Consider the following 23,764-nt stretch of genomic DNA (forward strand, 5'->3'; position numbering starts at 1 on the left):
TGGCCGAACGCCCCAAGAGGTCGTGAACCATGCGCAGCGATGGGGTCGTCATTGCTATCGCCTTTGGCTATTTGGCGCTGCTATTTCTGGTGGCCGCATGGGGAGACCGTCGCGCCGAACAGGGTCGCTCGCTCATCAATTCGCCGACCGTTTACGCCTTATCGATTGCCGTCTACTGTACGGCCTGGACGTTTTACGGCAGTGTTGGCCGCGCCGCACAGTATGGCCCTAGCTTTCTGCTGATTTATCTGGGGCCTACGCTGGCCATGCTGCTGGCCCCGTTTACGCTGCGTAAAATGGTGCACATTGCCGCCCATCAGCGCATTACCTCCATTGCCGATTTCATTAGCGCCCGCTACGGCAAAAGCGCTCAACTCGGGGCGTTGGTCGCCCTTCTGGCCTTGATCACCATTACCCCTTACATCGCGCTTCAGCTCAAAGCCATCACGGTGAGTCATGCGGTGCTCATGAACTACCCACTGAGTGCCGACAGCACACTGGACAACGAACGGTTCTGGATGGATCGCTCTTTTTGGATTGCGATGGTATTAGCGCTGTTCATCATTCTGTTTGGCACCCGCCACCTGGATGCCAGCGAACGCCATGAGGGCATGGTGGCAGCCATCGCCGTCGAGTCCGTCGTCAAGCTAGTGGCCTTCCTATCGGTGGGTATGTTCGTCACCTTCCTGCTGTTCGATGGGCCTGCCGCCCTTCTGGCAGACGTCGCCGCGACGCCTGACCTTATCGATAGCATGCGCCTGGAGACGGTGCCGGGAGGCGCCACCGGTTGGGTAGGCATGCTGCTGCTCGCTTTTCTGGCGTTCTTTACTCTACCCCGGCAATTTCAAGTGCTGGTCGTCGAGAACGTGGACGAACAGCATTTGGAACGCGCGAGTTGGCTGTTTCCACTCTATTTGCTATTGATCAACCTGTTCGTGATTCCCATTGCCTTCGCGGGTCTGTTGTTGGGCAAAGGCGACCCGGATAGTTTCGTGCTCACCCTTCCGCTATCCGCAGGTCTGGAGGGACTGCCGCTCTTGGTGTTCATCGGCGGTCTCTCCGCCGCCACCGGCATGGTCATCGTCGAGACCATCGCGCTCTCGACGATGGTCAGTAATCAGCTCGTAATGCCGCTGCTGCTAAGGTTCAAAGGGTGGTACACGGGGCGTGAGGGTCGTTTAGCCGACTGGCTGCTCAACGTGCGCCGCCTGGCGATCGTGGTCATTCTGCTCATGGGCTATCTCTACCATGCATGGATTGGCGACAGCTATAGCCTCGTAACCATCGGACTGGTCTCGTTTGCAGGTGTGGCGCAGTTCGCCCCGGCCCTTTTGATTGGGCTGTATTGGCGTGGGGCCACTCGCCGAGGGGCTACGATGGGGATGTTGGCAGGCTTTATGGTGTGGTGTTACACGCTGCTGCTGCCGGGCTTTGCACAGTCCGGCTGGCTAGAAGCCTCTTTCGTCACACAGGGGCCCTGGGGCATTGGCTGGTTATCCCCGTACGCCCTGCTGGGGCTAAGCGGATGGGATATCTATACACACTCGCTGTTTTGGAGCATGGTGTTGAACGTTGGCTTGCTCATCACTATTTCTCTCTTCACTCGCCCCACTCCCATGGAGCAGACTCAAGCAGCGCTGTTCATCGAAGCCATGCATGCGCCTCTACCGACGGCGTCACGCTGGCAGGGTCAAACCACCGAAGGCGCTCTTTACGCACTCTTGGTGCGCTTTTTGGGCCATGGAGCAACGCACCGCGTATTTACCGCCCCGTATGCCTCCTTGGAAAGGTCAGATGCCCACCAGCGCCCCGCGTCAGGAGCCCTGATCACCCGTGCGGAACAGGCGTTGGCCGGGTCACTCGGCAGTGCGTCTGCCAGCGTATTGATCCATTCCGTGTTGCGCGGTGAAGCGTTGGACATGGCGTCGGTGCTAACGATTCTCGACACGACCTCCCAGGCATTGGAGTACAACCGTCGACTGGAGCAGAAGTCTCAAGAGCTAGCTCGGGTCGGTGAGGAACTACGCAGCGCCAACGAGCGGTTGCAAGAAGTAGATCGCATGAAGGATGAGTTCGTTGCAATGGTGAGTCACGAGTTGCGTACCCCACTGACGTCCATCCGCTCGTTTGCCGAAATATTACGCGATACTCCCGACATCGAAGCAGACAAACGGCAGCAGTTTCTGCGCATCATGGTGCTGGAGAGTGAGCGTCTATCTCGCCTGATCGATGAAATTCTGGATTTGGCACGACTTGAGAGTGGACGCCTTTCCCTCAAACCCATCCCCGTCGATTTAATGCATATCGCCAAGCAGAGCAGCCAAGCACTGGCACGGCTTCACGCCGATCAGGGTATCGATGTCGAGTGGGTGACTGACGTATCCATCGCCATGGTCATGGCCGACCCAGACAGGCTCGAACAAGTCATCATCAATCTGTTGGAAAACGCACGCAAGTTTGCCGACCCCGACCATCCGATCGTACGGTTACACATTTATGCGACAGATCACGCTGTTTGCTTGAGCGTTGAAGATAATGGGCCCGGCATTCCTGTCGACGAACGTGACAACGTCTTTGAAAAGTTTTATCAGTTGAAATTGGCCAAGCGTAAACAGGCAGACCAACGACCTAAAGGGAGCGGTTTAGGCTTACCCATTAGCCGCGCCATTATTCATCACTTGGGTGGTAAACTTTGGGTCGACACTTCAGCGTTAGGTGGCGCTGCCATTAAGCTATCGCTTCCTCGCCATACCGTTTAAGTGAACAATTGTGCCATTCAACGCATTGTGACTCAATGTAACTAGCGCCTATCAGCGCTTTTACGCTATTCTTCGCGGCCTCGCACGTTTTCCCCCTGACAGTCGGAGCAGCGGCACTATGCAAGGGTCAGCGCAAGAAGAGACCAGTACCGGCCATTACACCATCGCTATCCAGCCTATCGTCAACGCCCAGCTACACCATGTGGCTGATGAGCTGCTCTATCGTGGCGATTTTTCGGCGGGCACTGCAGCCGTCTTCGATGATGTGCAAGCCACCGCACGCGCCTGCGCTGTTGCCATCTATGAAATTGGATTGGATAAACTGTGCGGTCAGCGCAAACTCTTTATCAATGCCTCCGGGGAGTGGTTACTAAACCCGGATCTTGACGGTTTGCCAAAAGAGCAAATCGTGGTCGAAGTGCTTGAAGACACGGCCGTGAGTGATGCACTTTTAACGGCGTTACGTCAGTTAAAAACCCAAGGCTATACATTGGCCCTGGATGATTTTGAACTTACCGACGCCAATCGATCATTATTGGCCTTGGCAGATATTATTAAGTTCGATATTTCGACTGGGCTTCCGAAGGCACTCATTCAACGTCTTTATCAAGATGGTTATACGCTGTTGGCCGAACGCGTAGAAACCTACGAAGAGTTTGAACAGTGTAAAGCACTGGGATTTAGCTTATTTCAAGGTTATTTTTATCAGCGCCCACAGGTACAAACGACAAAAACCCAGCGACACAGCACGTCACGTGCCAATCAAATGCAGCTACTTGCTCAGCTCTACAGTGATAAAGTGCGCCTGCCGGCGCTGAGCACGCTCATTGCTCGCGACCCATATTTATTAAACGCCGTCTTCAAGCGCGCCAACTCGGCAGGAAAGGCCTCTCAGCGTCCTGCCTACAAGCTGATGGACTGCATTCACATCATTGGCTTGAAAGAGCTACGTACATTGGTATCGATCGTGATGCTCGCGGGGAATAATCCTGCTAGTAAAATCAATCTTACCAGCGGATTAACGCGTGCATTTGCGTGCGAAGCGCTCGCAGAACAGCGTGGATTAGACGAGGAAGAAGGCTTCATTGCCGGACTCTTTTCGCATATGCCGGTCATTTTGGGTATCGACCTTGATGCAATGCTGCAAGAACTGCCGCTGAGCCAAACGATCCATCAAGCCCTCACTTTGCGTCAGGGCCGACTCGGCCGACTGCTCACCGATATCGAAGCAAGCGAACAAGGCAGCACGAGCTCCGATGTGCCTGCAGAGTTGATGCTGCAGGCGGCAGCTGAAGCACGGGCCTTGATGGACACGCACATTAGCTAGAGGATTGGCTCTCGCGGCGAGGGTCGGGGTCGAACATCGCATCGCCCACTTCATCGATATAGCGTTGCGCCTTCGACACCATCAAGGCGTCGCACGCGTCACGCCCAGGCAGCATATCGGAACGCTCGAAGCGGTGCTCCTGAGCGCCCCCTTGGCTATCGGGTTTGCGTATCCAGCCGCTAACACGGTACTGGCCACTTTGGTGATCAGGCTGTGAGACGATGAGGTACTCTTTATACTCCACCGGCTCAGCGGCCTTGGTGCCTGTGCTCGCCTCACCACTGCCTTGCGCGCCAAACAGCCCTGATAGCAATTTTTTAAACATACCGACTCCTGTCCGTTACGCGGTGGCCAGCTTAGCGCTGGCCACCGTCGAACGTTAGCTCTGCTGACGGCCTTTACCTGCGGCGATACGCAGCCGCAGTGCATTCAGTTTGATGAAGCCTTCGGCGTCTTTTTGGTTGTAAGCGCCCGCGTCGTCTTCGAATGTTGCGATAGACTCATCGAACAGGGACTGCTCGGACTTGCGCCCCACCACGGTCGCGTTACCTTTGTACAGCTTCATGCGCACCACACCGGAGACACTCTTCTGCGTCTCGTCAATGGCCGCTTGCAGCATACGGCGCTCCGGGCTCCACCAGTAACCGTTATAGATCACTTCAGCGTATTTGGGCATGAGCTGGTCTTTGAGGTGGGCCTCTTCGCGATCCAGCGTCAGTGATTCGATAGCGCGGTGGGCACGCAGCATGATCGTTCCCCCCGGCGTTTCATAACAGCCGCGCGACTTCATACCTACATAGCGATTTTCGACGATATCCAGACGACCGATACCGTTGTCACCACCCAACTTGTTGAGCTTTTCAAGCACTTCGTGCGGCTTGAGCGCTTCGCCGTCGATGGCCACGATGTCGCCTTTCTCGAACGTCAGCTCAACGTAGGTGGGCTGCTCTGGCGCGGCTTCCGGTGAAACGCTCCAGCGCCACATGTCCTCTTCGGCTTCGGCCCACGGATCTTCCAAAATGCCGCCTTCGTAGGAGATGTGCAGCAGGTTGGCATCCATGGAGTAGGGAGATTTCTTCTTCTTGTTGGAGAAATCCACCGGGATGTTGTGCTCTTCGCAGTAAGCCATCAGCTTCTCGCGGGACGTTAGGTCCCACTCGCGCCATGGCGCGATGACCTTGACGCCAGGCTTGAGCGCGTAGCCACCCAGCTCGAAACGCACCTGATCGTTACCTTTACCCGTTGCGCCGTGGGAGATGGCATCGGCGCCGGTTTCGTTAGCAATTTCGATCAGGCGCTTGGCGATCAGCGGGCGAGCAATGGAGGTACCCAGCAGGTACTCACCTTCATAGATGGTGTTGGCACGGAACATCGGGAAAACGTAGTCACGCACGAACTCTTCGCGCAGGTCTTCGATGTAAATCTCTTTCACGCCGAGAGCCTGGGCTTTAGCACGGGCGGGCTCGACTTCTTCACCTTGACCGATGTCGGCAGTAAAGGTCACTACCTCGCAGTTGTAGGTCTCTTGCAACCACTTAACGATAACGGACGTGTCCAGGCCGCCTGAGTACGCCAGCACAACCTTTTTGACATCGGACATTCTTTGCTCCTTGTAAAAAGCAGTTCACCAAAAGGGGCAGCGCCCGTCAGCGCTACCGGTTATTCAAACTGAGAGTATAGCGTTCTCAATGCTCAGCGAATACCGTCAACGACGCCTTAGGGGTAAAGCTGCTAGAATCACCCCAACCGTAGCGGCAACTGACACCGCTAACCCTGACCGACTACTCGCTTTACTAAGGAGAGCTGCATGAGCGAGGCAATTGCCCGCGAATTGATGGCCCAGCGTTTTCGCAGTTATTTACCGGTTGTCATCGATTTGGAGACGGGTGGGTTCAATGCCCAGACGGATGCCGTATTAGAGATTGCAGCGGTCACACTCACCATGGACCCCGATGGCAATTTACTGCCTGATGCCACCTATGCGTATCATATCCACCCCTTCGAGGGCGCTAACGTCGAACAGTCGGCGCTAGACTTTACAGGCATCAATTTGGATGACCCGCTTCGGCGCCAGGTGGCGTTGAGCGAAGCTGAAGCACTGGGTGAAATTTTTCGGCCCATTCGTAAGTCGTTGAAGGCACACGGCTGTTCGCGGGCGATTCTCGTAGGCCACAATGCCGCTTTCGACCACGGTTTTTTAAACGCGGCGGCCAACCGCTGCAACGTCAAGCGCAACCCGTTCCACCCTTTCTCCAGTTTCGATACGGCAACGCTGGCCGGTTTCGTGTATGGGCAAACCGTGCTAGCTAGAGCTTGCCGCGCCGCGGGGATCGAGTTCGACAATAAAGCGGCCCACTCGGCGCGCTACGACACCGAACGCACGGCCGAGCTGTTTTGCGCCATGGTCAACCGTTACAAAGATCTCGGCGGCTGGCGACTAGCGCAGCGTGAGCAGGCATTGGATGGTGGCGATGAGTAATCCTTACCATCGCCCCCTTGAAACAGCATGTAATGCAGCAGAAATGGCTTTACGCTAAACTTTGCGTCGCTTACGAGCGCTTGGCTCGCAGCGCGACGTAAAGGTGCGCTTGCGACGTACCGGCAAGCAAAGGAGTGACCGCTTGCCGTCAACAACGATGAAACCAACCGTTTTCAGGAGATGAGACGTTTCCATGGCCCAGCATAATGCCTTTTACGCCCAGTCCGGTGGCGTTACCGCCGTCATCAATGCCAGCGCCTGCGGCGTTATCGAAGCTTGCCGGCAAGCCCCCGACCAAATCGGCAAGGTGTATGCCGGCCATAACGGCATTATTGGTGCGCTGACGGAAGATCTGATCGACGTCACCCAAGAGAGTGATGAGGCCATTGCTGCGCTTCGTCATACGCCGGGTGGCGCCTTTGGTTCCTGCCGCTACAAGCTGAAGGACATCGACACCCACCGCGCCCAGTACGAGCGCCTGATCGAGGTCTTCAAAGCACACGATATTCGCTATTTCTTCTATAACGGCGGCGGCGACAGTGCCGATACCTGCCTAAAAGTTTCTCAGCTCTCCGAAAAACTTGGATATCCGCTGACGGCCATTCACGTTCCCAAAACCGTCGATAATGATCTACCTATTACCGACAACAGCCCTGGTTTCGGCAGCGTCGCGAAATACATTGCCACGTCGACCCGGGAAGCATCGCTGGATATCGCCTCCATGTGCGCCACCTCCACTAAGGTGTTCGTGCTGGAAGTCATGGGTCGCCATGCGGGCTGGATCGCTGCCGCCGGCGGTTTGGCAGGTGACGGGGAAGGCGAGCCTCCGCACTTGATCATTTTCCCGGAAGTCTCTTTCAACCGTAAAGCGGTCATGGCGCGCGTGGATGAAAGCGTCAAGAAATACGGTTACTGCGTAATCGTTGTGTCCGAAGGCGCGCGTTATGAAGATGGCACCTTCCTGGCAGATGCAGGTAATACCGACGCCTTCGGCCACCGCCAGCTGGGCGGCGTTGCGCCTACCTTGGCCGGCATGATCAAGCAAGATTTAGGTTATAAATACCACTGGGCAGTGGCCGATTATCTGCAGCGTGCAGCGCGCCACTTAGCGTCCAAAACCGACGTTGAGCAAGCCTATGCGGTAGGCCGTGAGGCGGTAACGCTGGCACTGGCAGGCAAAAACTCCATGATGCCTGCGATCCGCCGCATTTCACAAAGCCCTTACCAGTGGGACGTGATCTCTGCGCCGTTGTCGCAAATCGCGAACCAAGAGAAGTTCATGCCCCGCGACTTCATCAGCGAGAGCGGCTTCGATATTACCCAAGCGTGCCGTGACTACCTGTCGCCGCTCATTCAGGGTGAAGACTTCCCGCCCTTCGAGAATGGCCTACCCAAAGTCGCTAAGCTCAAACTGGCGAAAGTACAGCAAAAACTGCCTAAATTCACGCTGTAACGCCTGCTGGCGGCCGACGCTCAAGGGGCGATGATGCCGTCATCGCCCCTTTTTAATGGCAAGCCTGATGACTGGTGGATATGCGCTCGGCAGGTGCCCTAACGCAATAGCCAAGACAGCACCAGTAGTAATAGCAAAATACCCGCCACACCTTGCCAAAAGCGTCGAGACTCCGTGCGCGGCTCCTCGCGCTGGGGAAGCCGTCCTAGCGGAATCCGTAGCGCATGGAGAAATTCTGACATACGCCTGAAACGCAGCGGCCGCTGGGGATCCAGCGCTCGTCGTAACGCGTCATCCAGCGCAGGCGTTATTTCCGGATTGGTCGTACGGGCGCTACGGTAACTGAGCTCTTCTAAATCGGTATGACAACGCAGTTTGTTTGGCGTCAGCGTGTAGGGTAACGCACCGGTCAGCAGCCAATAGACCGTGGATGCCAGCGAGTACTGATCACTGCGTCGGCCCACGCTGTCGCCTAAGGCGTATTCGGGGGCAGTATGCTCGTTAAAACCGATTTGACGAAGCAGCTCACCCGAATGACGGTGACCATCGACCTCGCGCATGTGACAGGCGCTGAAGTCGGCCAGCACCACTTTGCCATGCTGATCGATCAGCACGTTGTCTGGGGCGATTTGCTGATGGATGATATCGCGATGATGCAGGGCTTGGACGGCCTTACCTAGCTGATTGGCGATATCCAAACGCTGAATGAGGCTCGCCTGGGGATGTCGCTCGGCCCAATGGCGCAGCGTCTCGCCTTCCACGTTCTGCATGAGGTAGTAGAGGTAGCGACGCGGACGAGAAGGCTCCATGACTTTGACCACGAAGGGAGAGTTCACCCGTTCGACCACCCACTGCTGCAGAAGAAAGTGCTCCAGGTAGGCATTGCGCAGCGATAGCTCCGGACTCGGCGCTTTCATCACCATCACCCGATCGCTGTGCACGTCGCGTACGCGGTACACCCTCGACTGCGCATTGCGGGATAGCACCGCCTGCACTTCCAAACCATCCAAACGCTCGCCGGGTGTCAGTTCCGGAGGAATCGGCAAATCACCGTACAGCAAGTTGGGATGGTCGGAGGCCTCCTCCGGCAACTCGTCGATACGAAGCAGCTGAAAGCAAAATTGATCGCCCCCGTAGCCCCGCTCTTGAGCACGCTGCTTCGCCTCGCTCGCCAAACGCTCGCAGGCGGCATCCAGATCGCTGGCATCTTGACGAATGAGACGCACGTAGTCCGAAGGCATTAGCGTCCCGCGCACCGCTTGGGTGGTGAACACGAAAAGATCGCCCTGCTTCAGCGCCAGATGGGTGTAGTCGATGTCGACACTGCCATCCATCCCCAGCGCGCGTGAGGGGTAGCGATACCCGCCCACATCGGTCACGTGGTCACGGGTCAACTGTTCGAACTCAGCCCCTCGCAAGCGAAACACCAGCGTATCGCCCATGTGGAAGAGATGACCCTCGCGGCCTAAAAACACCATGGCAGAGAGCGACGAGACAAAACTCCCCTCTTTGACATGCTGGCTTTGGCTGTAGCACCAGCTATTCAAGGCACGCAGCACGCGAGTGGCCGATGTTTTGGTGTCCCAATGATCTGGCGTCGAGTAGTAATCCGCAAGAAACCCACGCACGCTCAAGTCCCCCGCCTGTTTCGCCATGGTATTGCGAGAGATCGAGTCACTAATCACCGCACAGCCGCCCTTCACTTTCAACAGTGGCGCTTCCGGCAGACGCACCGACATCGAGCTGCGGTGCTGCCGCCGCTCCGGGGCAACGAACGCTTGACCATAACTAATTAGTAACTGGGCGTGCGCCAACTCATCCTCCTAGGCTTACGGCTCACCATCGCAACGACATCTTAGGAACCTCTGACGGCCCTGGCTACCACGGGGGCTATCATACACGCTGGCAACGCGAAGCGATGCCCACCAAACGTCGCGAACGGTGCAAAATCCCCTGTCCGCCTCTCATGGCGCCAGCGCATGAAGGGCGACTCTCCTTGCCGCTTTAACCGGCCAAGCGCGTAACGATGATTTTCTACCGCGTCCACCCCTTAACTGCCAAACACCTATGTCGCATTGGTAATCTATCGACCATGTTCGTATAATTCTCCACCATTAATGCAATGCATCAACTGCTTAGTGACTGTGCTCTACAGTCGGTAAGAAAAGCCAAGCCAAGGAACCAACGATGAACTTTGATAACATCCCCGCTGGAAAGGATCTGCCCAACGATATCTACGTGGCGATTGAAATTCCTGCAAACCACGCGCCGATTAAGTATGAAATCGACAAAGACATGGGTGCCCTCCTCGTTGACCGTTTCATGGCCACGCCCATGTTCTATCCGGCCAACTACGGCTTTATCCCTCACACACTGGCAGACGACGGTGACCCCCTAGACGCGCTGGTGGTTACCCCTCACCCGGTCGCGCCCGGCAGTATCATTCGCGCTCGTCCCGTTGGCATTCTGAACATGACCGACGAAGCCGGTGAAGATGCCAAGCTGGTCTGCGTACCGCACCCCAAACTCTCGACGCTGTATGACGACGTTCAGGAAGTCACTGACCTTCCTGAACTGCTTCGCCAGCAGATTGCTCACTTTTTCGAGAACTACAAAGACCTCGAAAAAGGCAAGTGGGTGAAAGTCGAGTCATGGGAAGGCGTCGAAGCCGCCCGTAAGGCCATCGAAAAGTCGGCGGCTGCTTACAAAAAAGCGTAAACCTTGCCGTAACGCCGATGTTAAAGGCCGCCTTATGAGGCGGCCTTTTGCGTTTTGATTAACGGTGCAGGAAGCACCGCGTCACGTCACCGCAGACAGTACGCTCCCTGTGGCAACTGCGCTATCCTGCCCAGTGGCACCCTTTTGATACGACTGCGTAAGGATACTCCGTGTTACTCATGCGACGTTATGCTCTGTTTTTTTTACTGTGCTGGCTGCCCGTTATTGCCCATGGGCAGTGGTTTTCCTCCAGCAACGACAGTGATTTCTTGCCGGTCATGGAGGCCTTTCAGCCGAGCGCATGGCACGACGGGGAAACCTTGAGCATCGGCGTCGACATCGCCGATGCGTACTATCTCTATCGTCACCAGCTGTCGGTGACCAGCCAGCAACCCGAGATTGAGCTGGGTACCCCAGAGATTCCGCAGGGCACCTTCACCACGGATGAGTTCATGGGGGACGTGTACGTTTTCCGCGATCGCGTGGTTTTCGACGTTCCGCTCAGTGAGCCATCTAGTGGACCCATCGAGATCGAACTGACCTTTCAAGGGTGCGCCGATGCAGGATTGTGCTATCCACCTGAGCGCATCACACTTGAAGCCGCAGAAGCATCACCGCCCAGCGCCTTTGCCAATTGGCAAAATGAAAGTGCTCAGAGCGCACCAAATCAAACAAGCATGGGTGGACCTGCCTCAAGCAGCGCAGCCACTCAATCGGGAGAGAACACTGGCTTCTCCGCACCGCAAAGTGAAGATAGCAAATTCAGCGCGCTGATTAGCGATGCCAGTCTACCGCTCACCCTAGGACTCTTTTTGCTCGCGGGCATTGGGCTCACCTTTACACCCTGCGTGCTACCGATGATTCCTATTCTGTCGTCCATAGTGGTTGGCCAAAATCCCACCAAGCCCCGTGCTTTTATACTGTCAGCCAGCTATGTACTCGGCATGGCCATTACCTATGCCTTGGTGGGGGTGCTAATGGGGCTATTTGGTGCGGGGCTAAACCTCCAGGCACATTTACAGTCCGCTCCTGTTTTAATTGCGTTCGCCCTACTGTTTACTCTGTTCGCTTTGGCGATGTTTGGCGCTTTTGACCTGCGCATGTCCCCGCGAATCGCTAGCAAAGTCGATGCGTGGCAAGCCCGTGCTCAGCGCAGCGGCCCGCTGGGCTTGGCAGTGGCGGGTGCGCTGTCAGTGCTAGTGGTATCTCCTTGTGTAACAGCTCCGCTAGCAGGCGCCTTGGTATTTATCTCCTCTACTGGGGATGCCGTCATGGGGGGCGCGGTATTGTTTGCGCTGGGGCTCGGCATGGGGCTTCCTTTATTGCTCGTGGGCACCTTTGGGGCCACTCTGCTCCCCCGCTCAGGCGGCTGGATGAATGGCGTCAAAATTGCTTTCGGTTTGCTGTTACTGGGCGTAGCGATTTGGATGATTGAGCGCTTAATTGCGCCATCAATCTCTCTTCTGCTGTGGGCGGCCCTAGCAATCGGTAGTGCCCTCACCCTTGGCGCACTGAATACATCGCCCTCTCACGGTTGGGCAAAAGCCCGGCAAACGGCGGGATTAATGCTGTTGGCCTGGGGGGTAGCACTAGTGTTGGGCGCCGCTCAAGGAAGCAGTAACCCTTTGCGACCGCTATCGGTGACCACTTCTGGTACAGGTGAAACCGCTACCACTCCGGTCTTTGAAGAAGTCGACAGTCTCAGCGCACTTCAGTCTGAGTTGGAGCAAGCCTCTCAAGCAGGGAAGCCCGTGTTTGCCCACTTTACGGCAGACTGGTGCATCTCTTGTAAACTCATGGAGAGAGACGTCTATCCAGACCCGCACGTGTCAGAGGCATTGAACGATTTCCAACTCATTGCGGTCGATGTGACAAAGACCGATGCACAGAGCCGCGAGTTGCTTGAGCACTTCCAGCTCTTTGGCCCTCCCAGCCTGCTACTCTTTGACGGGGGCAATGAAGTTCGCGACGCGCGCATTCAGGGTGAGATCACCGCGACAGCACTGGTCGAGCATTTAGAGGCTTTCAAGCGTTGGCAGCAGAGCTAAGTCGCCCGATTAGCCGTCGCTCACGCAGACCTAATGCTTTCGAACACTTTTTGTGACACCGTGTCGCGATCGTCGTCAAACGGTTGTTTAAGTCGCAAAATTCACACCCTCAATGGCTGCCACTGGACAGTGACTTAGTTTTTCGGCAAACTCCGCAGCCATATTTGCTAAAAAACTCATCTTTTAGCGTTGAGTTTGGGGTAACGTTCGACATCGTGCCTCGTTCTCTCAATTTTTAAATTTGGTTTACTGCGCTTGAGAGCGCCACGTCACGCGGGCTTATTTCGCTTGCGGCGTGCTACTTTGATCAACGTTTGGGGCCCTACGAATGGATATTCGCAAAGTTAAGAAACTGATCGAGCTGCTGGAAGAGTCCAACATCAGCGAAATCGAAATTCAGGAAGGTGAAGAGTCGGTTCGTATTAGCCGTCACCCCAACGGCGGTGCTTGGCAGCCGCAGCCGATGCCACAGTACGCACAGCCGGCACCGGCAGCTCCTCAAGCGCCGGTCGCCACGGCTCCCGCCGATGCAGAACCTCAGGGCGCTAGTTACCGTGGTGAAGCGGTCAACTCTCCTATGGTAGGCACTTTCTACCGCAGTCCGGCGCCGGGTGCCAAAGCCTTCGTTGAAGTGGGCGACACCGTGAAGCAAGGCGATACCGTTTGTATCGTCGAAGCCATGAAAATGATGAACCAGATTGAAGCCGACCGCGACGGCGTGGTCGAGGCCATCCTAGTGGAAGATGGCGAGCCGGTGGAATTCGATCAGCCCATGATCGTCCTCGCTTAATCTTTCATATCAACACGGGTGGATTCTCCCATGCTGGACAAGGTACTTATCGCGAACCGCGGCGAGATTGCCCTTCGTATCTTACGCGCCTGCAAAGAGCTAGGGATCAAAACCGTAGCGGTTCACTCCAAGGCAGACCGCGAATTGATGCACGTTCGCCTTGCCGATGAAGCCGTTTGTATCGGCCCTGCCTCGTCGGCGCAGTCGTACTTGAACATTCCTGCGCTGATCAGTGCCGCAGAAGTGACGGACTCGAGCGCCATTCATCCCGGCTATGGTTTTCTCTCTGAGAACGCTAATTTCGCCGAACAGGTAGAGCGCTCAGGCTTCACCTTCATTGGCCCGCGCGCCGAGACCATTCGCCTGATGGGCGATAAAGTCAGCGCCATCGAAGCCATGAAAGTTGCTGGCGTTCCCACGGTACCTGGCTCCGACGGTCCTCTGGGCGACGATGATGCGACGAATCTGGCCACTGCACGTCGTATTGGTTACCCGGTGATCATTAAAGCGGCAGCGGGTGGTGGCGGCCGCGGTATGCGTGTCGTTCATACCGAGGGCCACTTGCTTTCTGCCATTACCGTGACGCGCACCGAAGCCCATGCGGCCTTCGGCGATGGCACCGTGTATATGGAGAAGTTCCTCGAAAAGCCGCGCCATGTCGAAGTACAGGTGCTGGCTGACGGCCAGGGCAACGCCATTCACCTTTATGACCGCGACTGTTCGTTGCAGCGCCGCCACCAGAAAGTATTGGAAGAAGCGCCCGCTCCGGGCATCGACCCCGACGCCCGCGCCAAAGTGCTCGAAGCCTGCCGTCAGGCGTGTATCGAGATCAACTACCGGGGCGCGGGTACCTTCGAATTCTTGTATGAAGACGGTGAATTCTTCTTCATCGAGATGAACACTCGTGTTCAGGTCGAGCATCCGGTCACGGAGATGGTCACCGGCGTCGATATCGTCAAGGAACAGCTGCGTATTGCGTCCGGCTTACCGCTGTCGATTCGCCAGGAAGACGTGAAGCTAAATGGCCACGCGTTCGAGTGCCGTATCAATGCAGAAGATGCACGCACCTTCATGCCTTCTCCCGGTAAAGTCACGCTGTTCCACGCCCCCGGCGGCTTGGGCGTTCGTATGGACTCTCACCTGTACACCGGCTACACCGTGCCGCCGCACTACGACTCCCTGATTGGAAAGCTGATTACCTGGGGCGCCGATCGCGACATCGCTTTGACACGCATGCGCAACGCGCTGGACGAACTGCTGGTCGAAGGCATCAAGACCAATATCGATCTTCAGAAAGACTTGGTACGCGATAGCTATTTCCGCCAGGGCGGTGTCAATATTCACTACCTGGAAAAGAAGCTCAGCAGCTAACCGCTGGGTAGCCATGATGCCCGCCTTTCGGCGGGCATTTTCGTGGAATGGCCAACGCCTATCCACCGCGTTTTTCGTATAAAAGTTCGCGCTAGTTTCCTTATTCCCTACTCGCCGTGGAGACCCCCATGCCCTGGCTGCAATTAAAAGCACACGTCGCCCCTGAGCAGGCCGATCTTCTCGAAGAGCTACTTCTCGAAGAAGGCGCGACGGCCATTGGCCTGCAGGATGCCCACGACGACCCCGTCTTCGAGCCCGAGCGCGGCACCACACCGCTGTGGCAAGACACCATACTGACGGGCCTTTATGATGATCTAGACGGTATCGATGGCATGCTGAGTCGCATTGAAGCCGCTTGGTCGGAGCAAGTGCCCGGAGAGCCATGCCCTACCATCGAATACGAGCTGCTGGCGGATCGGGACTGGGAGCGGGAGTGGATGGATGACTTCACGCCACTTCGCATGGGCGAACGGCTATGGATCGTGCCGAGTTGGCATGAGCCGCCCGAGGCAGGTGCCGTCAATCTGATCCTTGATCCCGGCCTTGCGTTTGGTACCGGCACTCATCCGACTACCGCGCTGTGCCTGGAGTGGCTGGACGGATTAGCCGTGAGCAACGAGCTACAGGGCAAAGCCGTGCTGGATGTAGGCTGCGGATCTGGCATTCTCGCCATTGCTGCGCTGAAATTGGGCGCCACCCATGCCGACGGCACGGACATCGACCCTCAGGCGCTGCAAGCCAGCCGAGATAACGCCGAGCGCAATGCCATCGGTGAGGAGCAGTTCGCGCTCTACTATCCTGAGCAGTTGTCAGGCGGCCCCTACCCTATCGTCACGGCCAACATTTTGGCAGGCCCGTTAGTCGAGCTAGCGGGCATGATTGCCGGGCATGTCGCTCCCGGTGGGCGTATCGCGCTCTCCGGCATACTGGCCAACCAAGCCACGGACGTTCTGGACGCCTATGAAGCGCAAGGACTCTACATGGATGAGCCGACCCTGCGGGAGGGGTGGGTACGCTTGACAGGTCGACGCCCCGCATAAAATCGGAATTGGCCTTCAATCCCTCGTCGAGTAGGCGTATCATACGCCCCCTTGAAACGTCCTACTCGTCGCTTTCATGCCTACCAAAGTGCACCGCAATGACTCTGATGACTACGTCGCCACCTGCGATTGGGCCCTACCAACTGCCTAACCCGGTCATGCTGGCCCCGATGGCGGGTGTCACCGACCGCCCATTTCGCCAGCTTTGCCGCCGCTTGGGCGCTGGCTGGGTCGTGGGCGAAATGGTCACGTCAGACCCTTCACTTTGGCACACACGCAAATCGCAGCTACGCATGGACCACCAGGGCGAACCCGGCCCACGTGTCGTGCAGATCGCCGGGGGCGATGCCGAGATGCTGGCCCAAGCCGCGAAACTCAATGCCGAGCTAGGTGCCCAGATCATCGACATCAATATGGGGTGTCCCGCTAAAAAGGTCTGCAATAAGGCCGCAGGGTCTGCTCTAATGCGCGATGAGGCTCTCGTTGCCGACATTTTGGATGCCGTGGTACGTGCCGTCGACATTCCCGTCACGCTCAAGATACGCACTGGCTGGTGTGCCGCGTCCAACAATGCGCTGCACATTGCAAAACTGGCGGAGTCCGCAGGCATTCAAGCGCTGGCCGTTCATGGCCGTCATCGTGAACAGCGCTATACTGGTGAAGCCGAGTACGACACGATTGCCGACATCAAATCGCAGCTCACGATCCCTGTCATCGCCAACGGCGACATCACCTCTCCTGAAAAAGCCGCCTACGTACTGCGCTACACCGGCGCTGATGCGGTGATGGTGGGCCGTGGGGCGCAAGGGAATCCGTGGATTTTTCAGCAAATCACGCATTACTTGACGCATGGTGAACGGCTCCCGGCACCCAGTTTGGCAGAGCGCTGCCGCGTACTGCTAGAGCACCTGCAGGCACTGCATGACTTCTATGGCGATACCATGGGGGTGCGCATCGCGCGTAAGCACGTCGGCTGGTATCTCAATGACGATCCGCGTTTTAGTGACACCGAACAGCGCACGCTCAAGCAGCAGTTCAACGCCCTGTCCTCACCCGACGCGCAGTTTGACTGGATTCATAACGCCATGACCCACGACGCCCCTCAGCGTCTGTTAGCCAAAGGAAGCCATGCAGCATGACTGAACGCGACCTGCTCTCCAGCGAACGCTCCTCACGACTCTCTGGCACGCTAGCAGACCCTTCCGCCAGCGCGCAGCCCCAGCCCCTGCGTGAAGCCGTCGAGACCGCCATGCGTCGTTACTTCGAGCATCTCGATGGCAGCCAAACCTCCGACCTTTACGCGATGGTAATGGCCGAGGTAGAAGCGCCTCTGCTGGCCTGCGTAATGGAGCACACGGACGGCAATCAAACGCGCGCCGCCGACGTGCTCGGACTGAACCGTGGCACGCTGCGCAAAAAGTTGAAGCAGTATGGATTGATTGAAAGTGACGCCCCTTGATGGGGCGTTGCTGTTTTAACCTTAGACCCGCACACGACGAGCACCCTTATGGCCGATAGTACCGCTACCCCCGTCCGCCGCGCCCTTCTGAGCGTATCCGATAAAACAGGCATCGTAGAGTTTGCCCAAGGCCTCGCCGCACACGGCGTCGAGCTGCTCTCTACTGGTGGCACCTTCCGCTTGCTGCAAGAGCATGGCATTGCGGTGAAAGAAGTGTCCGAGCACACTGGCTTTCCGGAAATCATGGACGGTCGTGTTAAAACGCTGCATCCCAAGATTCACGGCGGCATTCTCGCCCGCCGTGGTCAGGATGATGCCGTCATGGCGGAGAATGACATCACTCCGATCGACATGGTGGTGGTCAATCTTTATCCGTTTGCTGAGACGGTCGCCAAGCCAGGCTGCACGCTCGAAGATGCCATCGAAAATATCGACATCGGTGGCCCGACCATGGTGCGGGCTTGCGCTAAAAACCACGCCTATACCACCATCGTGGTCAATGCGAGCGACTATGGCCGCGTACTCGATGAACTTAAGGAGCACGCGGGCCAAGTGAGCGCCGCGACCCGCTTTGATCTCGCCGTCAAGGCGTTCGAGCACACCGCTGGCTATGATGGCGCCATCGCTGACTACCTCGGCCGTCAGGTCGTCAGCGAAGACGCCACGTTCGCTCGCACCTTCAATCTGCAGCTGCACAAAAAGCAGGACATGCGCTACGGCGAGAACCCGCACCAGAAAGCAGCGTTCTATGTCGACCCCACCGCCAACGAGCCCAGCGTTGCCACGGCCAAAACGCTGCAAGGCAAACCGCTCTCCTTCAATAACGTGGCGGATACCGACGCAGCGTTCGAATGCGTCAAGGCCTTTGATGATACCGCTTGCGTCATCGTTAAACACGCGAACCCCTGTGGCGTGGCCATGGGTGCAACGGCGCTGGAAGCCTATGAAAAAGCTTTCGCTACCGATCCGACCAGCGCTTTTGGTGGCATCATCGCCTTCAATGTACCGCTGGATGCCGACACCGCACGCGCCATCATTGACCGCCAGTTCGTCGAAGTCATCATCGCGCCAGGGGTCAGCGAGGACGCAGCCGCCATTGTGGCCGAAAAGCAAAACGTGCGACTGCTCGACGTGAGCGCGCATTGGCCTGGTTCGACGCAGCCAGCGTTGGATTTCAAACGTGTCAACGGCGGCCTGCTGGTACAGGATCGCGACCAAGGCATGGTCACTCAAGACGCCTTGACCGTCGTCAGCGAGCGTGCGCCTTCGCAAGAGGAGCTGCGCGACCTGGCCTTTGCATGGCGTGTGGCCAAATTCGTTAAGTCCAATGCCATCGTCTATGCCAAAGCGGGCCAAACCATTGGCGTTGGTGCAGGCCAGATGAGCCGCGTGTACTCGGCGAAAATCGCTGGCATCAAAGCCGCCGATGAAGGGCTCTCCGTGCCGGGCTCCGTGATGGCCTCCGATGCCTTCTTCCCCTTCCGTGACGGCATCGATGCCGCTGCGGCGGCAGGCATTACTGCCGTCATCCAGCCTGGCGGCTCCATGCGCGACCAGGAAGTGATCGATGCCGCTAACGAAGCAGGCATTGCCATGGTATTTACCGGCATGCGCCACTTCCGCCACTAAACAGCGCATCACTCTCGCATAAAAAAAGCCCTCACTTGAAACAAGTGGGGGCTTTTTCGGTCTAGAGCGTGTTACTTGCCAAGATCAATACACAGGTATTTCGTTTCCAGGTACTCCTCCAGGCCTTGATGCCCCCCTTCACGGCCCAGTCCTGACGCTTTTACCCCGCCAAAGGGTGCCGCGGCATTGGAGATGAGCCCGGTGTTGATGCCGACCATACCGTACTCCAGCGCCTCTGCGACACGCCATACACGAGCCAAATCACGAGAGTAGAAATAAGACGCCAACCCATACTGGGTGTCGTTGGCCATCTCGATGGCGGTCTCTTCGTCATCGAAGGGGAACACGGCGGCCAGCGGGCCAAACGTCTCTTCATGGGCCACTTTCATGGAGTCAGTGGCAAAGCTGATAAGCGTGGGCGTAAAGTAGTTGCCCCCCAGAGGATGCGGATGACCGCCCAGCAGCAGTTCGGCACCTTGGTCAACGGCATCTTGGACGTGTTCGCTCACCTTCTTCACCGCGTTCTCATCGATCAAAGGCCCGATGTTCACGCCTGGCTTGGTGCCATCCCCCACTTTAAGCTCGCTATTCATAGCGACCGCCAGCTTTTCGCAAAACGCATTGATGACGCTGGATTGGACCAAAAAGCGATTGGTGCAAACGCAGGTTTGCCCGGCATTGCGGAATTTGGCCGCCATCGCACCTTCTACGGCGGCGTCCAAATCGGCGTCTTCAAAGACGATGAAGGGTGCGTTGCCGCCCAGCTCCAGTGAAATCTTCTGGATATGTTCTGCGGCTTGGGCCATCAGCGTACGCCCTACCTCCGTCGAGCCCGTAAACGTGATTTTACGAACCTTAGGGGACTCGGTCAGCGCTTTGGCGATGTCGGACGCACTACCCGGCACTACATTGAAGACGCCCCGGGGTATGCCAGCACGTTCGGCCAGCAGTGCTAGTGCCGTCGCCGAAAATGGCGTTTGGCTTGCAGGCTTCACTACGATAGTGCAACCAGCCGCCAAAGCCGCGCCCGCCTTACGAGTGATCATCGCCGCTGGGAAGTTCCAAGGAGTGATGGCCCCCACGACCCCTACGGGCTGCTTGGTGACGACTATGCGTTGGTTGGCATTGGCCGCGGGGATGGTTTCGCCGTAAACGCGGCGGGCCTCTTCGGCAAACCAGCGTAAAAAGCTGGCGGCATAGACGATCTCACCTTCAGCTTCTTTGACCGGCTTGCCCTGCTCATGCGTCATGAGCAGGGCAAGGTCTTGCTTATGCTCGAGCATCAAGTCATGCCATTTGAGCAGTAAGTCCGCACGTTCTTGCGCGGTGAGTGCCCGCCAGGCAGGAAGTGCTGCGTCCGCCGCATCAATGGCGCGTTCGGTTTCCGCTCGTCCCAAGCGTGGGATATCGCCGACGGGCTCACCGGTAGCGGGGTTCGTGACGTTGATTTGCTCACCGCTGTCAGCGGCCACCCAGCTGCCATCGATATAGGCAAACGGGCAATATAGCTGTGTTTCTCTCAGCGCTTCCATGACAGACTCCTGACCAAATGACGGCCTGATAGGCTCATTGACTCGTTCATGCTAAGACGAAACGATCTATTTCACCAAACCTTTGGCCCAAAACGACGGAGCCATCCTTGCTTAGCTAATCAACGTTAAGAACTCTTGGCGGGTGGCTTGGTTGCTGCGGAAGCCTCCTAACATGACAGAAGACGTCATGCTCGAATTCTGCTTCTCGACCCCACGCATCATCATGCAAAGATGGCGGGCTTCAATGACGACCGCCACTCCCCTCGCCTGAGTGACCTGTTGCACAGCTTCCGCAATTTCGCGGGTCAGGTTCTCTTGGATCTGCATGCGGCGCGCGTACATATCGACGATGCGGGCAAACTTGGAAAGTCCCAGCACCTTGCCGCTAGGCAAATAGGCAATATGGCACTTGCCGATGAATGGGAGAAGGTGGTGCTCGCACATCGAGTAAAGCTCGATATCTTTCACCAGGACCATTTCATCGGTCTGTGACTCGAACACGGCACCGTTGACGATCTCTTCGAGCGACTGTTGATAACCGGCATTCAAGAATTGCATGGCTTTCGCAGCACGCTTTGGCGTGTCTCTTAGCCCTTCGCGATCGGGGTTTTCACCCAGCGCGGTAATAATCTGACGGTAGTGTTGGGCGATATCGTCGGTCATGGTAGGCCTCATCAAAACTGTGCTTATTCGCTATCACTTAATCGCCTTGCAGCAATGTTAACGCGCCAGCGAGCTTCCATTATTGGCAAGCTACTTCTAGCTTGCGGTGTCATCCGTTTAGCTGCCTTACCCTACGAGTGCTAGCTGAACGCCTATCTTGGACAAACCATCCTGTACAAAAAATATACCTTAAACAATTTATGTACAACAAGAACGGTACATTAATCTATTTTAACGCACCTAAGCAGGCTGTGGCAGAGTGACACGCACCCCCCTTCGGCACTATAGGAGCTGTGCTATGCTATGGGCACTATTTTCCTGCTGACATTGCAGGGGCCACTGTTGAGAGTACGCTATGTCTTTTAAATCATCGCCCTTTTGGCTAACTGCCCTGCTGGGTACGCTATTTGTATCACCTTTGCATGCAGAGGAGTCGACGCTGGATCTGCCTAGCGGCGCAAAGGTGGGCGTTGAAGTGGTCGAGGCGTTGACATTCAATAGCAGCCAATCACGTTATACCGACCTTCTGTTGCATCCCAAGCAGGCCAGTGGCACGACGCACTCGCTACCCGAATACTGCTTACTGGTGGCGAACGCCCAGCTCAACGGCGATCGTATTCGCATTACGACCCAAGACGCCACCTGCATTGAAACGCATGATGCAGAGAGCGCCATTTACTCCGGCGAATTCTCTGCCAGCGCCTACGCAGAAGATGGTCAATATGGTTTGGCGTGCAACAACGGCGACTGCACCCTCGCGCCGGGGCAGTCTTTTGTCCTCACCCTCGACGAAAGCATCCATATTGCTGCACAAGACAATCCGTCTGCCGAGATCAACGCAACCCGACGCCAGGCCAACGGCGACGGCGTGGCGAACCCCATCCCCGGTGAGCGTCCAGACCCTGATCAAAGCGTCGAAAACCCCGCCCCCACGGAACAACCCGAGTAAACGTCCATCGCGTCGTACAACGGCCTTTCGCGCGTCATCATGAAAGGCCGTGTTAGGTTACCCCCAGCCATCGCTAGCCTGCTACGCCAGCCATAGCGGTGATTCCAAGTGAAGTAGCTGCTGTTCGAGCTGACGAATGTGCTGATCCCAGTATCCCGCTTCGGCCAGCCATGGAAACGCTCTGGGGAAAGCCGGGTCTTCCCATCTGTCGACCAGCCAAGCCGCATGACGTATCAGACGATACGCTCTCAACGGCTCGATGAGGGACATTTGCTGGTGCGGAAATGGCCGGGTTTCTTCGTACCCCTCTACCATTTCACTGAGCTGCGCTCGCCACTGCTGCGGCTGTTCCACAGGAAGCAGCATCCATACGTCCTGAATGGCAGGGGCCGTCAAACAGTCGTCGAAGTCGACCAGCTTAAAAGCGCCCTCGCGGCCAAGCACGTTCCCCAAGTGGCAGTCGCCATGAGTGCGAATCATACTGTCAGCGTCCACCGCTACGTCGTCCAGGCGTTCACGTATCTTCCCTACCACACGTTGGTAGGCGCGTACTTGGTGATCATTGAGCCAAGGGCTCGCCACCACGCGCCGTTCGGCATCGCTCACGTCTGGTCCAAGCCGCAGCGTTTCGCGATGATGAAACGGCCTTCGCGCCGCCACTTCGTGAAGCTGCCCCAGCACCTCGCCTAGTGCAAATAGCTGCGCCGGGTCATCCAGTTCTGGCGCTTGGCCAGAACATTGCGGAAACAGCGTAAAGCGAAACGTTTCGAAGGTGTGCAAGGAGGCGTGCTGGTCATCTCGCCACGGAGCCACGACGGGCACGCCGGCCTGCGCCACTTCGGTCAAAAAGTCATGCTCTTCCTGAATCGCCTCGTTTGACCAGCGTTCTGGTCGATAAAACTTCACCACCCAACGACCGCCATCTTCATCTCGAAACATCAGCACACGATTTTCATAGCTATTTAGTGCAAAGGGCTCACCCACCGGCCAAATGCCCACCGACTCGATGGCCGACATAACGACATCAGGTGACAGCGTACTAAACGGATGCGACATAGATGACTCCTTGAATGAGCGGCCTAGTTTATCAACTCTTCTGAAGCGGTGTGCGGGCAGCTGCCCACACATCGACACGTTTGGCACCCTGCGCCAGCACCTCGGCAGCGAGCGCATGCCCAGTAGCGCCGGTCGTCACCACATCATCAATAATCGTCACGTGCTCCGGCATGTCGCCTGCCACGACAAAAGCTCCGTTTAAATTTTGCCGCCGCTCTTTGCGGTTCAACGAGCGCTGAGAGGGCAAATGCTTGATACAACGGGCGTGAATCAGAGGCATCCCCACGCCTTCACCAAGCCGTTCAGCTAGCCACTGCGCTTGATTGAACCCGCGCTCTCGAGCGCGGCCTGGATACATGGGGACAGGCAGCAACGCACAGCCCAACGCATGAGGTCGCCTTGACAGCATTAAATTCACAAGCAGCCTGCCCGCCCGGGGCGATGCATGAAATTTAAAATCATGCACTAGCTGTGTAATAGCCTCTTGGTAG

At 56.9% G+C, this 23,764-nt stretch carries 20 protein-coding genes; 13 read left to right on the forward strand and 7 right to left on the reverse strand.

Annotated features, from left to right (window positions below):
• Positions 1-29: 29 nt before the first annotated feature.
• Together CTT34_RS09945 and CTT34_RS09950 are read left to right on the forward strand one after the other, a co-directional pair.
• On the forward strand, positions 30-2,759 hold the full coding sequence (locus CTT34_RS09945; protein ID WP_159342296.1) for an ATP-binding protein: 2,730 nt from the start codon (positions 30-32) through the stop codon (positions 2,757-2,759).
• 118 nt (positions 2,760-2,877) lie between these two features.
• Positions 2,878-4,086 (forward strand): EAL and HDOD domain-containing protein, encoded by a 1,209-nt coding sequence (locus CTT34_RS09950; RefSeq protein WP_159342297.1) that lies wholly within the window; start codon positions 2,878-2,880, stop codon positions 4,084-4,086.
• Here CTT34_RS09950 and CTT34_RS09955 read toward each other — a convergent pair.
• Both CTT34_RS09955 and CTT34_RS09960 read right to left on the reverse strand, forming a co-directional pair.
• On the reverse strand, positions 4,079-4,411 hold the full coding sequence (locus CTT34_RS09955; RefSeq protein ID WP_159342298.1) for an HlyU family transcriptional regulator: 333 nt from the start codon (positions 4,409-4,411) through the stop codon (positions 4,079-4,081). The two genes, CTT34_RS09950 and CTT34_RS09955, sit on opposite strands and share 8 nt — an antisense overlap.
• A gap of 54 nt (positions 4,412-4,465) precedes the next feature.
• The gene (locus CTT34_RS09960; protein WP_159342299.1) at positions 4,466-5,686 is read right to left on the reverse strand and encodes an argininosuccinate synthase; all 1,221 of its coding nucleotides are present in this window, start codon (positions 5,684-5,686) and stop codon (positions 4,466-4,468) included.
• Positions 5,687-5,893: 207 nt separating this feature from the next.
• Between CTT34_RS09960 and rnt the strand changes: the two genes are divergently transcribed.
• Positions 5,894-6,565, forward strand: coding sequence for a ribonuclease T (gene rnt / locus CTT34_RS09965; protein ID WP_159342300.1), 672 nt, complete (start codon positions 5,894-5,896; stop codon positions 6,563-6,565).
• 193 nt (positions 6,566-6,758) lie between these two features.
• On the forward strand, positions 6,759-8,018 hold the full coding sequence (locus CTT34_RS09970) for a 6-phosphofructokinase (RefSeq protein ID WP_159342301.1): 1,260 nt from the start codon (positions 6,759-6,761) through the stop codon (positions 8,016-8,018).
• 98 nt (positions 8,019-8,116) lie between these two features.
• Here the strand turns inward: CTT34_RS09970 and CTT34_RS09975 are convergent, their stop codons facing one another.
• Positions 8,117-9,832, reverse strand: a complete 1,716-nt coding sequence (locus tag CTT34_RS09975; RefSeq protein ID WP_159342302.1) for a bifunctional protein-serine/threonine kinase/phosphatase — start codon at positions 9,830-9,832, stop codon at positions 8,117-8,119.
• 373 nt (positions 9,833-10,205) lie between these two features.
• On the opposite strand from CTT34_RS09975, the gene ppa reads away from it, so the two are divergent.
• The 8 genes from ppa to purH all read left to right on the forward strand — a co-directional run bounded on the left by ppa (position 10,206) and on the right by purH (position 19,073).
• Positions 10,206-10,736 carry an inorganic diphosphatase gene (gene ppa, locus CTT34_RS09980; RefSeq protein WP_044627994.1) on the forward strand — a complete coding sequence of 177 codons (531 nt, stop codon included), beginning with the start codon at positions 10,206-10,208 and terminating at the stop codon, positions 10,734-10,736.
• A 179-nt stretch (positions 10,737-10,915) separates the two neighbouring features.
• A complete protein-coding gene (gene dsbD / locus CTT34_RS09985) occupies positions 10,916-12,784 on the forward strand; it encodes a protein-disulfide reductase DsbD (RefSeq protein ID WP_167520878.1) in 1,869 nt (622 codons plus the stop codon).
• A 328-nt stretch (positions 12,785-13,112) separates the two neighbouring features.
• Entirely contained in the window at positions 13,113-13,574 is a 462-nt protein-coding gene (accB, locus tag CTT34_RS09990) for an acetyl-CoA carboxylase biotin carboxyl carrier protein (RefSeq protein ID WP_159342304.1), read from the forward strand.
• Positions 13,575-13,604: 30 nt separating this feature from the next.
• The gene (gene accC, locus CTT34_RS09995) at positions 13,605-14,945 is read left to right on the forward strand and encodes an acetyl-CoA carboxylase biotin carboxylase subunit (RefSeq protein ID WP_159342305.1); all 1,341 of its coding nucleotides are present in this window, start codon (positions 13,605-13,607) and stop codon (positions 14,943-14,945) included.
• 128 nt (positions 14,946-15,073) lie between these two features.
• Positions 15,074-15,985: a 50S ribosomal protein L11 methyltransferase gene (gene prmA, locus CTT34_RS10000; RefSeq protein ID WP_159342306.1), complete on the forward strand. Its 912-nt coding sequence runs from the start codon at positions 15,074-15,076 to the stop codon at positions 15,983-15,985.
• A 98-nt stretch (positions 15,986-16,083) separates the two neighbouring features.
• On the forward strand, positions 16,084-17,124 hold the full coding sequence (gene dusB / locus CTT34_RS10005; protein WP_159342307.1) for a tRNA dihydrouridine synthase DusB: 1,041 nt from the start codon (positions 16,084-16,086) through the stop codon (positions 17,122-17,124).
• Complete coding sequence (gene fis / locus CTT34_RS10010; protein ID WP_159342308.1) at positions 17,121-17,444, forward strand: DNA-binding transcriptional regulator Fis; 324 nt, start codon at positions 17,121-17,123, stop codon at positions 17,442-17,444. The genes dusB and fis overlap by 4 nt, the downstream gene beginning before the upstream one ends.
• 48 nt (positions 17,445-17,492) lie before the next feature.
• Positions 17,493-19,073, forward strand: coding sequence for a bifunctional phosphoribosylaminoimidazolecarboxamide formyltransferase/IMP cyclohydrolase (purH, locus tag CTT34_RS10015; protein ID WP_159342309.1), 1,581 nt, complete (start codon positions 17,493-17,495; stop codon positions 19,071-19,073).
• A 71-nt stretch (positions 19,074-19,144) separates the two neighbouring features.
• On the opposite strand, the gene CTT34_RS10020 is transcribed toward purH, so the two are convergent.
• Both CTT34_RS10020 and folE read right to left on the reverse strand, forming a co-directional pair.
• Positions 19,145-20,605 carry an NAD-dependent succinate-semialdehyde dehydrogenase gene (locus CTT34_RS10020; protein WP_159342310.1) on the reverse strand — a complete coding sequence of 487 codons (1,461 nt, stop codon included), beginning with the start codon at positions 20,603-20,605 and terminating at the stop codon, positions 19,145-19,147.
• 111 nt (positions 20,606-20,716) lie between these two features.
• Positions 20,717-21,268, reverse strand: a complete 552-nt coding sequence (gene folE / locus CTT34_RS10025; RefSeq protein ID WP_159342311.1) for a GTP cyclohydrolase I FolE — start codon at positions 21,266-21,268, stop codon at positions 20,717-20,719.
• Between the two features lie 355 nt (positions 21,269-21,623).
• On the opposite strand from folE, the gene CTT34_RS10030 reads away from it, so the two are divergent.
• Positions 21,624-22,217: a hypothetical protein gene (locus CTT34_RS10030; protein ID WP_159342312.1), complete on the forward strand. Its 594-nt coding sequence runs from the start codon at positions 21,624-21,626 to the stop codon at positions 22,215-22,217.
• An 81-nt stretch (positions 22,218-22,298) separates the two neighbouring features.
• Here CTT34_RS10030 and CTT34_RS10035 read toward each other — a convergent pair whose 3' ends face one another.
• Both CTT34_RS10035 and CTT34_RS18465 read right to left on the reverse strand, forming a co-directional pair.
• The gene (locus CTT34_RS10035) at positions 22,299-23,273 is read right to left on the reverse strand and encodes a serine/threonine protein kinase (protein WP_159342313.1); all 975 of its coding nucleotides are present in this window, start codon (positions 23,271-23,273) and stop codon (positions 22,299-22,301) included.
• A gap of 31 nt (positions 23,274-23,304) precedes the next feature.
• Positions 23,305-23,553, reverse strand: coding sequence for a ComF family protein (locus CTT34_RS18465; protein WP_254436501.1), 249 nt, complete (start codon positions 23,551-23,553; stop codon positions 23,305-23,307).
• Positions 23,554-23,764 lie beyond the last annotated feature (211 nt).

Source organism: Halomonas meridiana (assembly GCF_009846525.1).
Lineage (GTDB): Bacteria > Pseudomonadota > Gammaproteobacteria > Pseudomonadales > Halomonadaceae > Vreelandella.

Excerpts from the sequence above, each read along its gene's own strand:
- CTT34_RS09955 (WP_159342298.1), bottom strand. The coding sequence starts at position 4,411 with ATGTTTAAAAAATTGCTATCAGGGCTGTTTGGCGCGCAAGGCAGTGGT.
- CTT34_RS09945 (WP_159342296.1), top strand. The coding sequence starts at position 30 with ATGCGCAGCGATGGGGTCGTCATTGCTATCGCCTTTGGCTATTTGGCG.
- CTT34_RS09950 (WP_159342297.1), top strand. The coding sequence starts at position 2,878 with ATGCAAGGGTCAGCGCAAGAAGAGACCAGTACCGGCCATTACACCATC.
- CTT34_RS09960 (WP_159342299.1), bottom strand. The coding sequence starts at position 5,686 with ATGTCCGATGTCAAAAAGGTTGTGCTGGCGTACTCAGGCGGCCTGGAC.
- accB (WP_159342304.1), top strand. The coding sequence starts at position 13,113 with ATGGATATTCGCAAAGTTAAGAAACTGATCGAGCTGCTGGAAGAGTCC.
- rnt (WP_159342300.1), top strand. The coding sequence starts at position 5,894 with ATGAGCGAGGCAATTGCCCGCGAATTGATGGCCCAGCGTTTTCGCAGT.
- fis (WP_159342308.1), top strand. The coding sequence starts at position 17,121 with ATGACTGAACGCGACCTGCTCTCCAGCGAACGCTCCTCACGACTCTCT.
- prmA (WP_159342306.1), top strand. The coding sequence starts at position 15,074 with ATGCCCTGGCTGCAATTAAAAGCACACGTCGCCCCTGAGCAGGCCGAT.
- dusB (WP_159342307.1), top strand. The coding sequence starts at position 16,084 with ATGACTCTGATGACTACGTCGCCACCTGCGATTGGGCCCTACCAACTG.
- dsbD (WP_167520878.1), top strand. The coding sequence starts at position 10,916 with ATGCGACGTTATGCTCTGTTTTTTTTACTGTGCTGGCTGCCCGTTATT.
- ppa (WP_044627994.1), top strand. The coding sequence starts at position 10,206 with ATGAACTTTGATAACATCCCCGCTGGAAAGGATCTGCCCAACGATATC.
- CTT34_RS09970 (WP_159342301.1), top strand. The coding sequence starts at position 6,759 with ATGGCCCAGCATAATGCCTTTTACGCCCAGTCCGGTGGCGTTACCGCC.
- CTT34_RS10030 (WP_159342312.1), top strand. The coding sequence starts at position 21,624 with ATGTCTTTTAAATCATCGCCCTTTTGGCTAACTGCCCTGCTGGGTACG.
- folE (WP_159342311.1), bottom strand. The coding sequence starts at position 21,268 with ATGACCGACGATATCGCCCAACACTACCGTCAGATTATTACCGCGCTG.
- CTT34_RS10020 (WP_159342310.1), bottom strand. The coding sequence starts at position 20,605 with ATGGAAGCGCTGAGAGAAACACAGCTATATTGCCCGTTTGCCTATATC.
- purH (WP_159342309.1), top strand. The coding sequence starts at position 17,493 with ATGGCCGATAGTACCGCTACCCCCGTCCGCCGCGCCCTTCTGAGCGTA.
- CTT34_RS18465 (WP_254436501.1), bottom strand. The coding sequence starts at position 23,553 with ATGCCTCTGATTCACGCCCGTTGTATCAAGCATTTGCCCTCTCAGCGC.
- accC (WP_159342305.1), top strand. The coding sequence starts at position 13,605 with ATGCTGGACAAGGTACTTATCGCGAACCGCGGCGAGATTGCCCTTCGT.
- CTT34_RS10035 (WP_159342313.1), bottom strand. The coding sequence starts at position 23,273 with ATGTCGCATCCGTTTAGTACGCTGTCACCTGATGTCGTTATGTCGGCC.